This window comes from Pseudomonas sp. COW5, from assembly GCF_026240005.1.
GTDB lineage: Bacteria > Pseudomonadota > Gammaproteobacteria > Pseudomonadales > Pseudomonadaceae > Aquipseudomonas > Aquipseudomonas kribbensis.
The window spans coordinates 1,103,111-1,121,528 of record NZ_JAPHVP010000001.1 but is presented as its reverse complement, the minus strand read 5'-3'; the positions used below and the strand labels follow the sequence as shown (position 1 = coordinate 1,121,528).

The 18,418-nt window shown below is 56.0% G+C and carries 14 protein-coding genes; 1 reads left to right on the top strand and 13 read right to left on the bottom strand.

What is annotated here, in order from left to right; translation table 11 throughout:
- Nucleotides 1-46 precede the first annotated feature (46 nt).
- The 6 genes from OQ248_RS05175 to OQ248_RS05150 form a co-directional block, all read right to left on the bottom strand.
- A complete protein-coding gene (locus OQ248_RS05175) occupies nt 47-856 on the bottom strand; it encodes an ABC transporter permease (protein WP_265812216.1) in 810 nt (269 codons plus the stop codon).
- Nucleotides 846-1,781, bottom strand: a complete 936-nt coding sequence (locus tag OQ248_RS05170) for an ABC transporter permease (RefSeq protein ID WP_007954664.1) — start codon at nt 1,779-1,781, stop codon at nt 846-848. The genes OQ248_RS05175 and OQ248_RS05170 overlap by 11 nt, the downstream gene beginning before the upstream one ends.
- Nucleotide 1,782: 1 nt before the next feature.
- Nucleotides 1,783-2,820: an ABC transporter ATP-binding protein gene (locus tag OQ248_RS05165; protein ID WP_248738206.1), complete on the bottom strand. Its 1,038-nt coding sequence runs from the start codon at nt 2,818-2,820 to the stop codon at nt 1,783-1,785.
- 302 nt (nt 2,821-3,122) lie between these two features.
- A complete protein-coding gene (gene ydcS / locus OQ248_RS05160) occupies nt 3,123-4,274 on the bottom strand; it encodes a putative ABC transporter substrate-binding protein YdcS (protein ID WP_114881536.1) in 1,152 nt (383 codons plus the stop codon).
- An 82-nt stretch (nt 4,275-4,356) separates the two neighbouring features.
- On the bottom strand, nt 4,357-5,844 hold the full coding sequence (locus tag OQ248_RS05155; protein WP_265812215.1) for a gamma-aminobutyraldehyde dehydrogenase: 1,488 nt from the start codon (nt 5,842-5,844) through the stop codon (nt 4,357-4,359).
- Nucleotides 5,845-5,946: 102 nt separating this feature from the next.
- Entirely contained in the window at nt 5,947-6,861 is a 915-nt protein-coding gene (locus OQ248_RS05150; protein ID WP_065259672.1) for a LysR family transcriptional regulator, read from the bottom strand.
- Nucleotides 6,862-7,037: 176 nt separating this feature from the next.
- Between OQ248_RS05150 and OQ248_RS05145 the strand changes: the two genes are divergently transcribed.
- Complete coding sequence (locus OQ248_RS05145) at nt 7,038-7,760, top strand: tellurite resistance TerB family protein (RefSeq protein WP_265812214.1); 723 nt, start codon at nt 7,038-7,040, stop codon at nt 7,758-7,760.
- A 262-nt stretch (nt 7,761-8,022) separates the two neighbouring features.
- Here the strand turns inward: OQ248_RS05145 and OQ248_RS05140 are convergent, their stop codons facing one another.
- The 7 genes from OQ248_RS05140 to OQ248_RS05110 form a co-directional block, all read right to left on the bottom strand.
- On the bottom strand, nt 8,023-8,739 hold the full coding sequence (locus OQ248_RS05140; RefSeq protein ID WP_265812213.1) for a permease: 717 nt from the start codon (nt 8,737-8,739) through the stop codon (nt 8,023-8,025).
- A gap of 61 nt (nt 8,740-8,800) precedes the next feature.
- A complete protein-coding gene (locus tag OQ248_RS05135; RefSeq protein ID WP_265812212.1) occupies nt 8,801-9,511 on the bottom strand; it encodes a hypothetical protein in 711 nt (236 codons plus the stop codon).
- 281 nt (nt 9,512-9,792) lie between these two features.
- Nucleotides 9,793-10,692, bottom strand: a complete 900-nt coding sequence (locus OQ248_RS05130; RefSeq protein WP_265815065.1) for a hypothetical protein — start codon at nt 10,690-10,692, stop codon at nt 9,793-9,795.
- 164 nt (nt 10,693-10,856) lie between these two features.
- On the bottom strand, nt 10,857-14,657 hold the full coding sequence (locus tag OQ248_RS05125; protein ID WP_265812211.1) for a hypothetical protein: 3,801 nt from the start codon (nt 14,655-14,657) through the stop codon (nt 10,857-10,859).
- Nucleotides 14,654-15,448 (bottom strand): DUF4123 domain-containing protein, encoded by a 795-nt coding sequence (locus OQ248_RS05120; RefSeq protein WP_265812210.1) that lies wholly within the window; start codon nt 15,446-15,448, stop codon nt 14,654-14,656. Before OQ248_RS05120 ends, OQ248_RS05125 begins: the two co-directional genes overlap by 4 nt.
- A gap of 2 nt (nt 15,449-15,450) precedes the next feature.
- Entirely contained in the window at nt 15,451-17,529 is a 2,079-nt protein-coding gene (tssI, locus tag OQ248_RS05115; protein ID WP_265812209.1) for a type VI secretion system tip protein TssI/VgrG, read from the bottom strand.
- Between the two features lie 128 nt (nt 17,530-17,657).
- Entirely contained in the window at nt 17,658-18,173 is a 516-nt protein-coding gene (locus OQ248_RS05110; RefSeq protein WP_007949952.1) for an Hcp family type VI secretion system effector, read from the bottom strand.
- Nucleotides 18,174-18,418: the final 245 nt, after the last annotated feature.

The window sequence follows — 18,418 nt, the reverse complement described above, 5'->3', positions numbered from 1 at the left end:
TTGTCCTCTTTCTACTGCAAATTCAGGGTGGGAAAGGTCAGGGAAATCATTTGCCGCCGCTGCCGGCCACGCTCTCGCCACCCCGGGTCAGGTAGTAGGCGCCGAGGATCGGCAGCATGGTCACCAGCATCACGAGCATCGCCACGACGTTGGTCACCGGCACGTCCCGTGGGCGGCTCAACTGGTTGAGCAACCACAGCGGCAAGGTGCGTTCATGGCCAGCGGTGAAGGTGGTGACGATGATTTCATCGAACGACAGCGCAAACGCGAGCATGCCGCCGGCGAGCAACGCCGAGCCGAGGTTCGGCAGGATGATGTAGCGGAAGGTTTGCCAGCCGTCGGCGCCGAGATCCATCGACGCTTCGATCAGGCTGTGCGAAGTGCGGCGCAAACGGGCGATGACGTTGTTGTAGACGATCACCACGCAAAAGGTCGCGTGGCCGACGATGATGGTGAACATCCCCGGCTCGATCCCCAACGTCTTGAAGGTCGCCAGCAGCGCGATCCCGGTGATGATCCCCGGCAGCGCAATCGGCAGGATCAGCATCAGCGAAATGCCCTGTTTGCCGAAGAAGTCCCGACGGTACAACGCCGCCGAAGCCAGCGTGCCGAGCACCATGGCGATCAGCGTGGCGATGGCCGCGATCTGCAACGACAGCTTGATCGCTTCCAGCACGTCTGGCCGGGAAAACGCCACGCTGAACCAGTGCAGCGTGAAGCCTTTCGGTGGAAAGCTGAACGCCGCGTCTTCGGTGTTGAAGGCGTAGAGGAAGATGATCAGGATCGGGAAGTGCAGGAACACCAGCCCGCCCCAGGCTGCGATTTTTAAGCCAGTTGAGGCCTTTTCAGAGTGCATCGAAGGCCCCCAGTCGTTTGACGATGGACAGGTAGATGGCGATCAGCACGATCGGCACCAGCGTGAACGCCGCAGCCATCGGCATGTTGCCGATCGCGCCTTGCTGCGCGTAGACCATGCTGCCGACGAAGTAGCCCGGCGGGCCCACCAGTTGCGGCACGATGAAGTCGCCCAGGGTCAGCGAAAACGTGAAGATGGAACCTGCGGCAATCCCCGGCACCGACAGCGGCAGAATCACCTGCATGAAGGTCTGACGTGGCTTGGCCCCGAGGTCGGCGGAGGCTTGCAGCAACGACGGCGGCAGGCGCTCCAGCGAGGCCTGGATCGGCAGGATCATGAACGGCAGCCAGATGTAGACGAACACCATGAACCGGCCCAGGTGCGAGGTCGACAAGGTGCTGCCGCCGACCCCGGGAATCCCCAGAATGAACTGCAGAACCGGCTCCAGCCCCAGGTGCTGCACGAACCACTGCGCGACACCGCCCTTGGCCAGCAGCAGCGTCCAGGCGTAGGCCTTGACGATGTAACTGGCCCACATCGGCATCATCACCGCGATGTAGAAAAACGCCTTGGTCTTGCCGGTGGTGTAGCGCGCCATGTAGTAGGCAATCGGGAACGCGACGATGGCGCTGGCGATCGACACCACGACGGCCATGCTCAGGGTGCGCAGGATGATGTCGAAGTTCGACGGCTGAAACAGTGCGGCGAAATTGGCCAGAGTCAGGTCGGGCGTGACCGCCATGGTGAAGTCGTCGAAGGTGTAGAAACCTTGCCACAACAGCACCAGCAGCGAGCCCAGATAGATCGCGCCGAACCACAGCAGCGGCGGCACCAGCAGCATCGACAGGTACAGGTTCGGCTTGCGGTAGAGCAGGTTGGAAAACCTGCGCAGCGGCGCCGATTGAGGGAGGGCGAGAGCGGTCATGTCACACCCCGCTCGCGACGGTGTCGTGCAACGGAATCATCGCTTCCCGCGCCCAGCGAGCGCTGATGCGCTGGCCGGTCTGGTGCTGCGCGCTGCTGTCGATCCATTGATTGTTGGCGTGGCTGATGCTCAGGGTCTGGCCGTTTTCCAGGGTCAGTTCATAGCGCGTGGCGCTGCCCTGATACTGGATGTCGTGGAGCAGACCACTGACTTCGATTTCATGGCTGGCCAACGGGCCTTCGGCGAAACGCACGTGTTCCGGACGAATCGAAAACGGCTGCGGATGACCGCTGAGCTGACGCGCCAGATCACCGCGAATCACGTTCGAAGTGCCGACAAATTCGGCGACGAAAGTCGTGGTGGGTTTCATGTACAGATTGCGTGGGGTGTCGACCTGCTCGATGCGACCCTTGTTGAACACGGCCACGCGGTCGGACATCGACAGCGCTTCAGTTTGATCGTGAGTGACGAAGATGAAAGTGATGCCGAGCTGGCGTTGCAGCTTCTTCAGTTCGCTCTGCATCTGCTCGCGCAGCTTCAGATCGAGGGCGCCCAACGGCTCATCCAGCAACAGCACTCGCGGACGATTGACCAGGGCGCGGGCGAGGGCGACACGCTGGCGCTGGCCGCCGGACAACTGCACCGGTTTGCGCGCGCCGTAGCCGCCGAGGGCGACCATGTCCAAGGCTTCTTCGGCGCGTTTGTGGCGTTCGGTCTTGCTCACACCTTTGACTTTCAATCCGTAGGCGACGTTGTCCAGCACGTTCATGTGCGGGAACAGCGCGTAATCCTGAAATACCGTGTTGACGTCGCGTTGATAGGGCGGCAGACCGGCGGCTTCGGCGCCGTGAATGCGGATCGAACCCGCGCTCGGTTGCTCGAACCCGGCGATCAGGCGCAGGCATGTGGTCTTGCCCGAACCGGAAGGGCCGAGCATGGAAAAGAACTCGCCGTCCTGGATATCGATGGAAACCCGGTCAACGGCCTTCACCTCGCCGAACTGCCGGGAAACGTTGGTGAACTGGACTGCAAGCGTCATGGTGCGGTGCTCCAAAAAGGCGAGGGCCGTCGCAGCGGCCCTGCCTGGACTTCTGAAAAAACTGGATCGTTTGGCGGTGTATGCCGGTGTTGGCTCACCACTTTTGGGTAGGTCTGACGCGGTCCGCTTTAGGCTCCCTCTCCCTCCGGGAGAGGGCGGGGGGTGAGGGCAGCTATTTCAGGCATTGCTCCAATTTCAAAAGCAAAGTCAAAAGCCACCCCCTCATCGGCACGCCGCCCGCCCAACCCTCTCCCCCAAGGGGGGCGAGGGGGAAAGGGGGCAGACCGCGTTGTTATAGAGAGTTACCTACCGCCCATAATCGCAATGTAGTCCTGCGTCCACCGGCTATACGGCACAAACTTCCCACCCTCAGCCTGCGGGGTTTTCCAGAAGGCGATCTTGTCGAACTGATCAAACCCGTTGGTCTTGCAGCCTTCAGCACCGAGCAACTCACTGCCCTGACACGCCGCCGGAACCGCCGGCAACGAGCCGAACCACGCCGCCACATCACCCTGGACTTTCGGCTGCAGCGACCAGTCCATCCACTTGTAAGCGCAGTTCGGGTGCTTGGCCTCGGCGTGCAGCATGGTGGTGTCGGCCCAACCGGTGGCGCCTTCTTTCGGCACGGTGGAGGCGATTGGCTGTTTGTCGTTGATCAGGCCGTTGACCTGATACGGCCAGGCGCTGGACGCGACCACGCCTTCGTTCTTGAAGTCGCTCATCTGCACCGTGGTGTCGTGCCAGTAGCGGTGGATCAGCTTCTGCTGGGCGCGCAACAATTCCAGCACGGCTTTGTACTGATCTTCGGTGAGCTGGTACGGATCCTTGATCCCCAGCTCAGGCTTGGTGGATTTCAGGTACAACGCCGCATCGGCGATGTAGATCGGGCCGTCGTAGGCCTGCACGCGGCCCTTGTTCGGCTTGCCGTCGGGCAGGTTCTGTTCCTCGAACACCACGTTCCAGCTGGTCGGCGCGGTCTTGAACACGTTGGTGTTGTACATCAACACGTTCGGGCCCCACTGGTACGGGGTGCCGTAGGTTTGTTTGTTGACCACGTACCACGGCGCGTCTTTCAGGCGCGGGTCGAGGGATTTCCAGTTCGGGATCAACGCGGTGTTGATCGGTTGCACACGCTTGCCGACGATCAACCGCAGCGAGGCATCGCCCGACGCGGTCACCAGGTCGTAACCGCCCTTGGCCATCAGGCTGACCATTTCGTCGGAGGTGGCGGCGGTTTTCACATTGACCTTGCAGCCGGTTTCCTTCTCGAAACCGGTCACCCAGTCGTAGGCCTTGTCGCTTTCACCGCGTTCGATGTAGCCGGGCCAGGCGACGATATCCAGCTGGCCTTCGCCGGCGCCGACGGCTTTCAGCGGCTCGGCGGCCTGCAGGCTGGCGCTGGCCAGCAGGGCCGTGGTGATTGCACTGAGCAGTGCGGTCTTGTGCACGAACATGGTGAACCCTCTTCTTTAAATTATGGTCGGGGCAGTTGTGAACGCGGTGGAGCATGCCGTCAGCGGCTTGTTATTAGCGTAGTCAGAGATGCTGGCCGTGGCGGGCCATGATGTGCCGCACCACGCTGTAGTCCTGTAGCGAATCGCTGGATAAGTCTTTGCCGTAACCGGAGCGTTTCAGGCCGCCGTGGGGCATTTCGCTGACCAGCATGAAATGGCTGTTGATCCAGGTGCAGCCGTATTGCAGGCGCGCGGCGACCTGCATCGCCTTGTCCAGGTTCTGGGTCCACACCGACGAGGCGAGGCCGTATTCCGAGTCGTTGGCCCAGTCCACCGCTTGCGCCAGTTCATCGAAGCGGGTCACGGTCACCACCGGGCCGAACACTTCGCGCTGGACGATTTCATCGCTCTGTTTGCAACCGGCCAGCAGGGTTGGCTGATAGAAGAACCCGGCGCCGGAATGCACCGCTGCGCCGGTCACCCGTTCGATGTGCGGCTGACCGAGGGCGCGCTCGACGAAACTGGCCACCCGGTCGCGCTGGCGGGTGCTGATCAGCGGCCCTATCTCGTTGTCGGCGTCGCGTTTGCCGGCGAAGCGCAGGCTGCTGACCGCCGCGCCGAGTTCGGCGACCAATTTGTCGTGAATTCCTGCCTGGGCGTAGATCCGGCACGCGGCGGTGCAGTCCTGCCCGGCGTTGTAATAGCCATAAGTGCGAACGCCTTCGACCACGGCTTTGAGATCGGCATCGTTGCACACGATTACTGGGGCCTTGCCGCCGAGTTCGAGGTGCGTGCGCTTGAGGGTTTTGGCGGCGGCCTGGAGGATTTTCTGGCCGGTGACGATGTCGCCGGTCAGCGACACCATGCGTACTTTTGGGTGGCCGACCAGATGACTGCCAACGCCTTCGCCGCCACCGCAGACAATGTTGATCACCCCACGCGGCAGGATCTCGGCCAGTGCCGGAGCCAGCGCCAGGATCGACAGCGGCGTATGTTCGGACGGCTTGAACACCAGCGTATTGCCGGCGGCGAGGGCCGGGGCGATTTTCCACGCGGCCATCATGATCGGGTAGTTCCACGGCGCAATCGACGCGACGACGCCAATCGGATCGCGGCGCACCATGCTGGTGTAGCCCGGCACGTATTCGCCGCTGAGCTGGCCGGTCTGGCAGCGCACGGCGCCGGCAAAGAAGCGGAACACATCGACGGTCGCGGTCAAGTCGTCCTGCCGGGCCAGGTGCAGCGGCTTGCCGCAGTTCAGGGCTTCGAGGCGGGCGAGGTGGTCGGCGTGCTTTTCGACGGCGTTGGCGATTTCCAGCAGCAGGTTCGAGCGTTGTTGCGGGGTGGTGCGCGACCACTCGGCAAAGGCGCGGTGGGCGGCGAGGATGGCGGCTTCGACTTGCTCGGTGCTGGCTTCGGCGATCTGGGTCAGGACTTCGCCGGTGGCCGGGTTGAGGATCGGCTCGACAAAACCCTGACCGGCGACCAGTTCGCCGTCGATCAGCAACGCGGTGTGCATGTGGGTCTGCGCGCCAGCCATTTTCCGTGATCTCATTTCTTGTGTGGTCATCTTTGCTCCCGTGGATCCGGGAGCCGACCGTCTTATAGATGCAGCAAGACTAGTGCGCGGCTCCGGGGTCGACAAATTCTAAATACTGAAGGTGGCATTCGATTAAATAGATGGCTTGCGTCCGCCGTGAGGCTGTTCGCGGGCCACGGTCAGGAACGGATCGACCAACGCGGGGCGTGCGGTGCCGCGACGCCAGGCCAGACCGACGTCGAGGGTCTGGCTGAGGTCGGCAATTGGCCGGGCCTCGATGATGTCGCCTTCCAGCGACCACGGTCGGTACGTCATGTCGGGCTGGATCGAAACGCCCAATCCCGCCGCTACCAGACTTCGCACGGCCTCGGTGGACGCGGTTCTGAGGGTGATCTTCGGTTGCAGTCCGGCGCCACGCCAAAGGCGTTGAGCGTTGCGATCCATCTCGTCGACGTTCAGTTGAATCAACGGCTCCCGGGCAACGTCGGCGAGGTTGATGCTGTCGTGTTCCAGCAACGGATGCTGGGCCGGCAGCCACAAGCGGTGCGGCGAATGGGTCAGCACTTCGGTCTGCAACGCGTGGCGGTCTTCGAGGTTGGAGAGGATCAGTACACCGACATCGATCTCGCCGCTGACCAGCAAATGCTCGATGTATGGCCGCTCGTCCTCCATCACCCGGATCTCGACATTGGGATAGGCGCGCTGGAAACGGGTGAGCAAATCCGCCAGGTAATAACCTGCCACCAGACTGGTCACCCCGACGATCAACTGCCCGGCGACCTGATCGGTGCTTTGTTGCAGGCTGCGTTTGGCGTTGTCCACGGTGGCCAGAATCAGGTGCGCCTGGCGTAGGAATTGATGTCCCTGATGAGTAAGGGTCATGCCCTTGGCGTGGCGGTTGAACAGGCTGACGCCGATTTCTTCCTCCAGTTGCTGGATGGCCAGGGTCAGGGTCGATTGGGAAATGAACGCGGTTTGCGCGGCGGCGGAGATCGAGCCGGTCTCGGCCACGGCGATGAAATGGCGGATCTGACGCAAGGTCATCATGGAAGGTTTACCCGGTGGGCGGTTTTTATAGATTGCCTCGAGTGTATATCTATTTTCGCGAAGGGCTGCGGGAGGCCAGGCAACATCTGGAAGCACACTCGCACCCAAGTGACGGGCACTTTCGAACTAGGCTGAGGGCCTTATTGATCCGGATAACCCCTGTTTGGAGGCGGAACATGAACACCCGTGGATTGCTCGATCAACTCCTCAAATCCGGCCAGGAACTGCTGCAGAACAAGGCGGGCGGGGCGCAGAACAAACCGGCTGCCGGTGGTCTGGGCGGCTTGCTGGGCGGATCTTCCAGTAATGGCGCACTTGGCGGCTTGCTGTCAGGCGCCGGCGGCGGTGCCCTGGCGGCCGGCGCCATGGGCCTGCTGCTGGGCAGCAAAAAAGCCCGCAAGGTTGGCGGTAAAGTCGCTATTTACGGCGGCCTCGCCGCACTGGGCGTGATCGCCTACAAAGCCTACGGCAACTGGAACGCGCAAAAAGGCACAGCTCCGCAAAGCGAACCGCAAACCCTCGATCGCCTGCCACCGGCGCAAGTCGAACAACACAGCCAGGCCATCCTCAAAGCCCTGGTCGCCGCCGCCAAGGCCGATGGCCACATCGATGACCGCGAACGCCAACTGATCGAAGGCGAATTCACCAAACTCGACAACGATCAGGAACTCAAACACTGGCTCCACGCCGAACTCAACAAACCCCTCGACCCCACCGACGTCGCCCGCGCGGCAAGCACGCCGGAGATGGCCGCCGAGATGTACGTGGCGAGCGTGATGATGGTGGATGAGGAGAACTTCATGGAGAAGAGCTATCTGGACGAACTGGCGCGGCAGTTGAAGCTTGAGCCGGGGTTGAAGGTGGAGTTGGAGAGGCAGGTGCGTCAGGCAACTTTTTAGGTTGTGAATTCGACGAGGCGGTTAGGCAGGTTCCAGAACGTCATGACCGCAGCCATAAATGGTCCACCCGGCGTCATTTACCATGAGAGCACCTGGGGCATGCCGCCACTGAAACCCAGGTAAGTATAAGTGGGCAGCGGCAACGGTGCTCTCGGATCAAGGAAAAGGTGACAGATCCATTTGTTAGAAAATGGATCTGTCACCTTTCTATCTTTTATATATTTAGATAAGTAGTCAGTGTGATTATAAGTTATTTCAATAATTACCATTGCCAATTTTTTTCTGTGAATATGGCGCTGCTTGGTAGTACTGCTTTCAAAGTTCTCAAGTAACGATCGAATGTAGCCGTTTTTTGGAAGCGTGCTTCGAATCCCACTGATTGGTTGGTTCTATGGATGATTATCATGAGCCTGGACCGATCTATAGTTACAAAATTATATTCCGTCCAAGGGGAGCTGCGCGAGTTGGTTATTTTGTTTTTCCAGCCGAGAAGGGATTTTGCCGCTCCAAGAGCAATAGCTGCCGGGCCGATCATAAAGGCCAAGGACCCTGTATAAATCGCAACGCCTGAGAAAAATAATATTATAAAAATAGCGAGGCTTTTGAAAATGGTTCCGGAAGATTCTGGGTAGTGCCGATAATGTTCGACTTTTCCATGATTCTCTGTGATGGAGTAATTGAATACTGTTTTTTGGCGTAATATAAATATGAAGTAAATGGTCAGTGCGTACGAAAATATATACATCGACAAAAGTCCAAGCGTATATTGTGGCAGGTTATTCCAAGTGATGGCCGTTACAAAAATATTCATTAGCGTCGCGCCAGCAAAAAGCCAAAGTTGTGCTTTCATGATTTCCTTAGGTGGAGATTTTATTGTTTTTGTCGACCATTCCATAAGGATGCGTTCATGTGCACTTGATTCTTCTTCAAAGGCTCTGCATGAAATCTGGTTGAATGAGTTGTCACAGGGTTTTGTCATGTTCGTATTATTCCGCTACGGCCAGATCATCGCGCAGGTTTCGATGTTTCGGTTTGGTAGTTCACCACATCCAATCTTTTTCCGCAAAAACTGCATCTTTCGGAAGTAGTTTTTTAAGTGTTGATAAGTATTCTGCAAATAAGCTTTCGGGAAGCCTGGCCTCGAAGCCGATCATGATGTCGGTGTATTGAGCTACGATTAAACGTCTTTTTTTATCGATGGTGACGAACTTGTATTCTTTCCATTCGGATGATTCTTCTATTTTCGGAGTGTTATTCCAGGTAAGAAAAAATTTTGCTGCTATCAAGGCCATCCCTGCAGGGGCTGCGAGTATTAAAGCCGATGAAGGGCTATAGATAATGGTTGCGATAATAATTATGAAAAAAAGCGCCGATATGGCCTTGAATACGGCATGAGCAGACTTTGGAAAGTTTACTGAAGATTCCTCGGTTCCCACTGTTTCGGTAATAGTATAGGTATATGTCTTTTTTTGATGAACGACAAGAATCCAAAGGTAGGTGGCTGCCAAAGTCCAGATTGTACCAGCATGAAGATTCAGGAAAATGGAGCCATTTTCTTCTGATAGGTTGAGGATATAAGACTCGTGGATACCATTTATTATCGCCGCTACACCGATGGCTATAATAATTGCCATGCCGATGTCCATGTTGGTTGTATCCCGGGGTTTGGCTTTTATCGTCCATTTCATCAGGGTTTTTTCCTGATTTTTTAATGGTTTTTCTGAAGGGGTCGTGTCGTTTTTTAATTCCATTGTTTGTGGTTTTCTTTAATTAATTAACGGGGGCACTGCGGCATCTTTGCGGCTACCCAGTTTTGTACGATCAGAGTGCTACTATTCAATGGGCTAATACGGGTGTGTTTCTGATCTTCGGCGTCTTCTTTATCGAGTTTCAGTTGGTGACGATTCTGAAGTGTAGATGTTGTTTCTGGATTTTCTGATGCAGAGTTTTCGTTGTATGGAAATGATGACAGCTTTTTTCAGGAAGTAGATCTGTCACCATCTGTCCAATATCTTCCCTGACCAAACAATGTCTAATCAATGTATTTGACTGCTTTTGCCATAAGGTTCGGGCGAGCAAATGTATCTATGGTGTCGATTTTTTCAAGCATTTCCTTAACTTTTGCTTTGAAAGTATCGTTGTCCATATCGATCCAATAACGCGCTGGTCGACCATTTTTTTTATCATGTTCAAAAGTCGTTGGATCCGAGTTTCGATAGGGTTCATACATCGGGATTTCAGGCAGTGGACGTTGGGTGTCCATAAAATTTTGCAAGAAATCCCAGAGCGCACAGGGTCTTTGTGTCGTATTGTCAGGGGTTATCAGGGCGCTCAGATTAATGGTGGTATTACTATAGCGATGAGCGAGTTGTAACCCATTCGTGGGCAATCCTTGGCGATCTGGTGACGTTACGATATAGGCATCGAATTCGTGAAATGGTGCAACCATGTCAGCGGTTTTATTTTGTATTTTTGCACGCGCGCAATTGAAAATCGTCACCTGTCCTGTAACACGATTCAATTCCCATAGCGGCCCTTTGGGAGGTCGAAACCAGACTTTCGGGAAGTAATTGACAATGATGCTGCTAATTATCCAAGGTGGGAGTAATATTTTTATAATGAGTAATGTAATGGAGTTGTTTGTGAGCTCTCTTATGTTGAATTCAGATGAGTCCATTTCAAATAGCGAATCAATCAGAAAACATAATGGGAGGAGAATGATCATCCCCCACTTGCAAAAGGTTCTGAGCGAGAGCCAGAACTGAGATCGAAAGGGCAATTGAGCAAAACGGAACCGCTCATGATCATATTTACAGTGCAGCTCCACATCTTCGAATGGGCGTGGCACGTATTTCCCATTCGCTTTCATCTCTGCCTTTTCTTTCTCCCATTGCTCCCAAAAACGCATACTTTCTGGTTTTGGATCTTCCATTATGTTTTCTGGAACCACATCTTGCGTGTGACCCCAAGGCAAGCGCGTGCCGGTTAGTTTGTGAAGGGGGCTTCGCTTCGCTGAGTCTGCTTGCACGGGGATGCGGTCTGCCCGGTAAGCTTCTTCAGAGTAGTAAAGCTGCGGTTCAGCGTCTTTTGACATGTTCAGGCCTTGTTCGTCTGCTCGTCGGCCCAGAATGGGCGGTTGGTTTTGTTGAAGTCTGCCTTGGCATATGCTGCGCTAAAACGAGTAGGGTCTTTTACACTGGGTGCTGGAAAGTAACGTGTTTCAGACTGATTTTTTAGAACGAACTGTGCACGTACGGCCCATTCGTACCCTGTCGACTTTTTGGGTGTGGTGATCATTTCTGGAGTGTCAACGTACAGTTCCAGCGCATCCATGTATACACGCTGCGCTTTATAAACAGGAGGGCTGCCAGATACGTTTTTCTGAGTTGATAATGGTGATCCTCGAAAATTGGTAGTCACTACTTCACGAATTCGACACTCGGCCTGAATGCCAATGTTGCCTATGCTTCCGATAAGTCCGGGCAGTCTGCTTTCGATACGAATCACTGTATTGGCATTACGGACTTCAAAAGGATTTTCCGAATGTATGTCAAGTTTTGCGTTGGGATCAAAAAGCGTGTTTGGCTTCACCGAAATTCCGATACCGGAAAGTAACCCGATCAATCGATAAAAAGCCTCTTGCGGGTCTTTAAGATGCTTGGCGTTTTCCTCACCCTTCGATGCAAAAGGGCCGTTCAGGAGCCAATCCTCCAGTGGAGTGCTACTGAGCCAAAGTACCAAGCCTGCTCCAGTGCCAATGAGCAAGAGTGCCAGCCAACCCAAAGGGGTCAGTCCGAGCACCGGACCCGCACTCGCCGCACCCGTTGCCATTCCGGCAACCACTCCAGCTGCAGCACCGCCAGCCATCAGCAAGTATCCATACATCGCGTTGTCATTCCATTGCCAGGCATACCAGGCATCGTAAATGCTTATGCCAGCAAAAATGATTCCCGAGAATGATTGTGTGATCAATCGAGCCGTGATTTTTTGTGTTAGTCGTTCAGTCAGGGCTTTGCCGATCCACTTTTTTACATTGCTGTCTGCCAAGTCGTAAATCGGTTTTCGGGCTAACGCGAGCGCGGATTGGGTTCCAACCAGTTTTACGGTCAATGACTCCATCGCAATGATCAGGTCCATTCCTGCCGCCAAAACCCCCAATCGGACTCGGTTTTTATTCTTCTCCCTGCTAGCGGCTTCCCTGCCTTGCAACTCTGCATTCACATTCCACATTTCAAGCATCAGTACTGCTATTGAGAATGGGCGTGAATTTAAAATGCGGAATACAGGGGCATTATTGCGAGTTCTGTGTTGGTTCACGGCATCAGTGAGAGCGGATCCGGTCTGTACGACCCGCGCATTCGCGGCATCGGATGCCGTATTGGAAAGCTGGGCAGCCGTAAGTTGCTGGTTCATGTTTCTGACTAACTGTGCAGTACTATGATTGCGCGGGATTGCCAGCACCAAATGTTCGGAGCTTAAGACGCCGGTTTCAGGCAGACGCGTTCGATCGGTACTGCCTAGAAGTTTCCCTTTATTGTCCAAAAACTCTCCGTAGTACGTTACGGGTACGGACTCGCGGGTAGGAAGATCTTCCAGACCAAAGAGATAATAGCTTTGCGTGACGGCTCCTCGACGCATGAAGTAGGCGGGACCGAATGTGTTCGGCATCATACTGCGAAGCTGCTCCACTCCTCGTGCGTGCAGCTTCACATTGACGGGGCGCGCGCGTTCTGCCAATCGGTCACGTGTCTTTTGCATCCGATCATTTGCCCGGTTTCGGGCGTCATTACTTGCATCGGCATCGGCTGACGCCTGATTGAACGCCTCCCGCGACGGCAGGGTGGCGGCAAGCGCATTTTCCACGGCCGATTGAAGCGTGTCGTAGATGCCGAGAAGCGCGCTACTGATATTCTTGCCGCTAGTTATCAGAAAACTATCGAGGCTGGCGCCCGCCAAAAGGTTGGCCACGATATCGGCATCCATCGTGGTTAGCTGGGCAGCAGCGGGTGGGACTTTGTTCTCAAGCTTCGCTAGCTCAGAAGCGCGGTACTTTCCATCCCCTTTGTTTTTTTCCGGCTGCGGCACTTGATAGGGTTTGCAGGCGCGTTCCATATCGCATTCAGGCCAGAACATTAGGTGTAACGGCGTTTCGGCGCTATTGGCCAAAGTAGCCAACCACTGTTGCCCCGGTGTGGCTTTAGGGCTGTACAGAGTTACACCGCTTACGGCATCGACTACGTCACCGCTTGGCGCCAGAGGATCAAGACGCGAGGGGGGGGCCGCAAGTGCAGCAATCGTTTGGCTGATGACGAACAGAGCAGACAAGTAGTCAAAGCCATCAAGGCTCAGATGATCGGCCAGGGTTTGTTGTGTAACGTCCTGTTGCAAGCTTTCAGTCAGTAGATTCTGAGCACTATTCATGTGCTGCCAGACCATCGTTCGTTCCAGAACAGCGGTGCACTGATTGATTCGCTGCTTTCCAGTACCGCCAACTTTTTCAAGGCTCGCATGCAACGGGTTAGATTTGCCTTGTAGATTACGGGGTACTACCAGCTGTTGTATGAGCAGGGCACTGGCATGGTTGGCTTGTTGGGTCGCATGACGTGCGCAAAGTTTTAGCAGTTCCTGATGGGTTTCCAAACGACTCTTCAGATGTCTGAGCCGGTAGCGTGGATCTTCCAGCAGTACACCACAGATTTGCCGTTGTCTTGCCTTGGTTAGCGTATCTGCAACGCTGGCTTGGGCTATCCATACGTCGGGAGGCGCCTCCTTGTTGTCAGAGGCGGCTGGTGCCGGCATTGATGCAACTAATGCATCAGCTACCGCACTCAACTCGAGCAGTTCGGTACGCTGCACTGGATCGTTATTTTCTGATGTGCCTTTGGTACACGCTTGGAGGAACGTTTTGGCTTTCTGGCTAGCTGTAACAGGGAATTGTCCAGAGAGATCACACAGATAGCGGCCAGGATGATCGAGTAGTCCTTCATAGCCTGGCTCGCGCGATCGTTGAGGTGCTGCCACGCTGACTGGAAAACAACCGCTTTCGAGATTGCGTTTGACGACGGTGGCCTGCGCCGCTGCGGTGCTATTGGCGTAGTTGTGAACATTGAAATTTGAAAATGCCTCAAGCATAGCCTTGCCATCGGGCTTACCGGTGTACAGGTCTTTAAAGCTCTTGTTGGAGCAAGTCAGATTTTGCGGGTTCTTGCAGCGTTGGCTGCGCAAACGGCTATCTTCCTCAAAACGTTGCAGGCGAGCGGCGTGTAGTTGTATTTCAGAAAAGCACATCTGTAGATCTAGCACTCTCTGATTGTTCCAGAGAGAAGGTATCCAAATATCTTCCAGCGCTACCCCAGTGACTTTTCGTTCACCTGTTTTAAATGTCTTTTCTTGCCGGTAGTGAGCAATGTCCACGTCGTGATATGTCGTTTTCCCTTCAAGGATTCGAACCTCCAGTTCACGCCATAGTTTGCCTTTGTAGAAGACATAGATGAACCCTGCCCGAGCCAGCACTGGTGTGCCGTGGTCATACGCACTTTTTGAGCCGGGAAGCGAAACGAAAGGTAGAACGGGTACGAGTTGGTTCCACTGAACGTCAGATTCGCGTGGGGTTGATCGAACATCAGCAAGCAGGGGCAACCGGATGGGTTTACCCTGCGTCGAGTCGATTTCCAGCCAGAGTTTCCGTTTGGCTTCACCGGTGCAATTCCATACATGCAAAACGCTACTGCAAATTTCTTTTTCCTGCGGTTCCGTCTGTGCCTTCTGAACTTTGTCGGCAGGATCACACAACACTACTCTCTGAGTCGCAGGATGGTCCTTGCCTATGACTTGGACGATCACCTTGGATGTTTCGCAAGCCGGACCAGAGCTTAAACTCCCAACGGGTTTACTCATGTCAGAGACTCCTTGTCCTCGAAATTGCTACTTAGATATTGCTGCAGAAGGCCCAGGCGATCTTCGCCACTACCACACTTGGGAATCATTGGAGTTTGTGTGTTCGGGTAACTGGCACGTAGCGATAAGTATTTGTTCAACTCTTGCGGTTCTATGAAACCATCTGCGATGCCTTCATCCAGGAATTGGGCTGCCTCAGCCAGCGATGCGTCGCTCTGCTTGTGCCACCACACATAGACAAAATGTTCTTTCTGTTGCCGCTGCAAGGCTTGTTCATGAAGCACATCAAGATGCAGAGAGTTCAGACCGTCGTTTTTTTTCCAGTCCCGCGTATTCCCATTCTCTACACTGAACCAGTGAAGTGAGTTGTTTGCCAAGTCGTACCATGTACCGCCATACCAGCTCATCCGGTTGATAGGACCCATCCAGGTGCAGGGCGTCGTCTCGTTCTTAACGGTAAAGAAATAGCTCGCTGTTCTTGGGTTGGAATAGCGAAGCACCCCTTTGCGCTCGGTGTCGAAACGTATAAACAGAATATGCCGAAGGTGTGCCAACAGATTTTCATCGGATGCCTGGCTTTCTATGATCAGCCCTGGCCATGCTGAAGGCGACTCGCGCATTTGTTCGATAATGAAAGCGCTGGATGTCGACTCAAGCCAGATCGGACTTTGTTCCGAGTACGCTTGCAGCTCAGTCGAATCGAACAAAAGGGTTGGATTAGGATCGGGCAACTGTTGGTAGAGTTTTTCCAATAGGTCGTCCGTGCGTTCCAGCAATACCGAAATACTCATGTCTATGCTCCCGCCATCAAGGCTTTCCTGCAGGGGCAATCTGTCAATGGGCATTCCATTGGCGTCCCACCTTTGGGTTTTTGGCACAGTTCAACAATGGGCACATTTTCACGCAGACGCTGCTGCAAAAGCATGCCTGGCTTATCCGTATCCGCCTGCTTCAACGGCCCCGGCATCAACGGCGCCGCCCCCGTGCCGCTCCCCGGTCCACCACCCGAGTTGATGTTGATCGCCGGCCCGCTCATGGTCACGCCGCCGCCATCGATCTTGATGAAGCTGCCGCCACCGACCAGCGTCAGTTCAGCGCCAGCTTCCAGCACCACCTTCATCCCGCTGCTGAGGTGAATTTCCTGCCCGGCGTCGATGAATTGCCCGGTGCCGATCTTGATGTGCTGGTTCACGCCTACGGTGAGGTGGTCGTTGGCGCGGGTTTCGACTTTGCGGTCTGCGTAGACGGTGTGGTGTTCTTCGGCCTTGAATTCCGTGTAGCTGTTCTTTTCCACGACGTCGTGGCGTTCGTTGCCGACGCGGATTTTCTGGTCGTGTTCGATGTTCTCGTCCCAGTCGCGCTGGGCGTGGAGGAAGATCTGTTCCTGGCCTTTCTTGTCTTCGATGCGCAGTTCGTTGAAGCCGCCGCCACCCATCGAGCTCAGGGTCTTGAAGGTGGTGCGCGTCTTGTTTGCCGGCAGCGCGTAGGGGACGGTGTTTTCCTTGTGGTACAGGCAGCCGCTGATCAACGGTTGATCGGGGTCGCCTTCGAGGAAGGTCACCAGCACTTCCATGCCGATACGCGGGATGGCGATGCCGCCGTACTGGGCGCCGGCCCAGGCGCTGGAGACGCGCAGCCAGCAACTGGTCTTGTCGTCGGCCAGGCCGTCGCGGTCCCAGTGGAACTGGACTTTCACCCGGCCGTATTCGTCGCAGTGGATTTCCTGGCCTTGCGGGCCGGTGACCACGGCGCTCTGGCTGCCGAGGATGCGCGGTTTCGGGTGGCGCAGGGGCGGGCGGTTCGGCACGTCCCACGGGGTGGCCTGGAAGCGGTTGCGGTAGCCCTGATGGAAGTCGTCTTTCAGTGCGGTGGTGTCGCTGGTGACGGACTCTTCCAGCACTTGCGGTTGCTTGCCTTCGTGGTGGACCTCGGTGAGCAGCCACAGGTCATTCCACTTGGCCTTCGGGTGTTCCTTCAGCGCGAGGAAATGGCCGCTGACCAGCAGCGGCTGGTCGCTCTTGCCTTCGGCGAGCTGGAAGTCGGCGCGGTGGCGCTCAAGGGCGCGTTTGGCCAGGTGCTTGCCGCGCTCGCGGTCGACGAAACGGCCCGGGTAGTCGTAGTCCTCGAGGTCGGGCAGGGCGTCGCCACGGTTTTCGCTTTCGAGGGTGATCCGCGGTTTTTCGAAGTCGTAGTCGCGGCGGGTGGTGCGGCTGGTGCGGGTTTCCAGGCGCAGGTCGAAACGCTTGATCACCGGGTCGCTGGCGACCATGCCGGAGTCCTGCTGATAGGCCACCGGCGCCAGTTTGTGGAACACCGTCTGGTCGTCGCCGAACACCAGCTTGTGCGCCGTGGCGCTGTGCTGGAAGTGGTAGTGAATGCCTTCTTCTTCGCACAGGCGCTGGATGAAATGCAGATCCGACTCGTCGTACTGCACGCAGTAGAGGCGCTCGGGGTAGATCGAGCCGGTCTGGAATTCATAGGCGTTGCCCTGGATGCCGTGTTCTTCGAGGATCTTGCCGATGATTTTCGGCACGCTGAGGTTCTGGAAGATCCGCTGGTTGATCCGGTGCGCCAGGTACGAAAGCTGCGGGCGCAGGGTCACGGAATAGCGCGTCAGGCGCTTGCCGGAATCGCCTTGTGCGGCGCGGTCGATCAGGCCGTGGATGCCGCTGCCGTCGGGCGACAGCTGCAGGAAGGCCGGTTTGTGCAGCAGGGTTTCGAGGTCCAGCGACGGCTGCTCACTGACCAGCTCCACCTCGAAGGCAAACGGCTGGCTGATGGCTTCCCGACCGGTGAGGGTAAACACCTGGAAATCGGTGGAAAGCCCTTCGATGGTCAGGGCAAAGTGGGTTTCATTGGCCGGCGCGAACATCCCTTGTTCCTCGTGCTGTACAGCGGCGCCCGTCAACCGCAAGAGCGGTCAACGCGCGCGAAATTCTGGAGGGGCGTAAACAACATCGACCAGCAGAGCTGGCCGATGCTTGAAACGATCAGCCGTAATTAAACGACTGGAGCACGCCAGTCATCGGAACCCGAAGTACCGGATACTTCGTGGGTCCAGGTGATTTTGCGGTAGGTGAACTGCACTTCTTCCAGGTGGGTGAAGTGCGCGTTGCCTGGATCCTGGCAGTTGTGCATTTTGTTGTTGATGGCGACGATGATCGCGTCTTCCAGTTTGGTGGTGTAGTAGTGCTCTTGGGTACCTTGAGCCGAAGTGCGGTACCACTGGATAACGATTTCGCTCATGCGCTCGCCGGAGGTCAGAGCGGCTTGCAGCAGCGGCGAAGCCTTGTCGTAGACCTTGGTGATCACAACTGGCTTATGCACGCGCTGACCGGTTGGCTGACCGGATTGCGGGTCACGCGGGATGATCACGTCGTGGGTGAAAGCCTGAACCATGACCTGGTCTTCGTGGCCTTCCTGGTAGGTGTTGCCAACGGAATCGGCAGTGAAGGCGCCGGCAGTGATCAGGCCTTGTTTTTCGCCGGTAACCGACATGTACGCTGGTGTTGCCATGGGAGGTGCTCCTTGCGGATAAAGTTAGGGTGCCCGGGAGGCGAAATCGCCCGGTGGGTGCCAAAGCTATATCAAGGACCGTGCCAGGTTTTCCAAAGTCTCCGTGATACGGGGGTGAAACTGCTGTTTAGTGCATGTTTCAAGATGTTTCATGCCAATTTAAGGCCAAAAGTGCGCAACTTCTTGCGCAGTGGTGTGCAAGAAGTTGCGCACTTGGCTACAGGCGACGGAACCCGGGGGCTGTA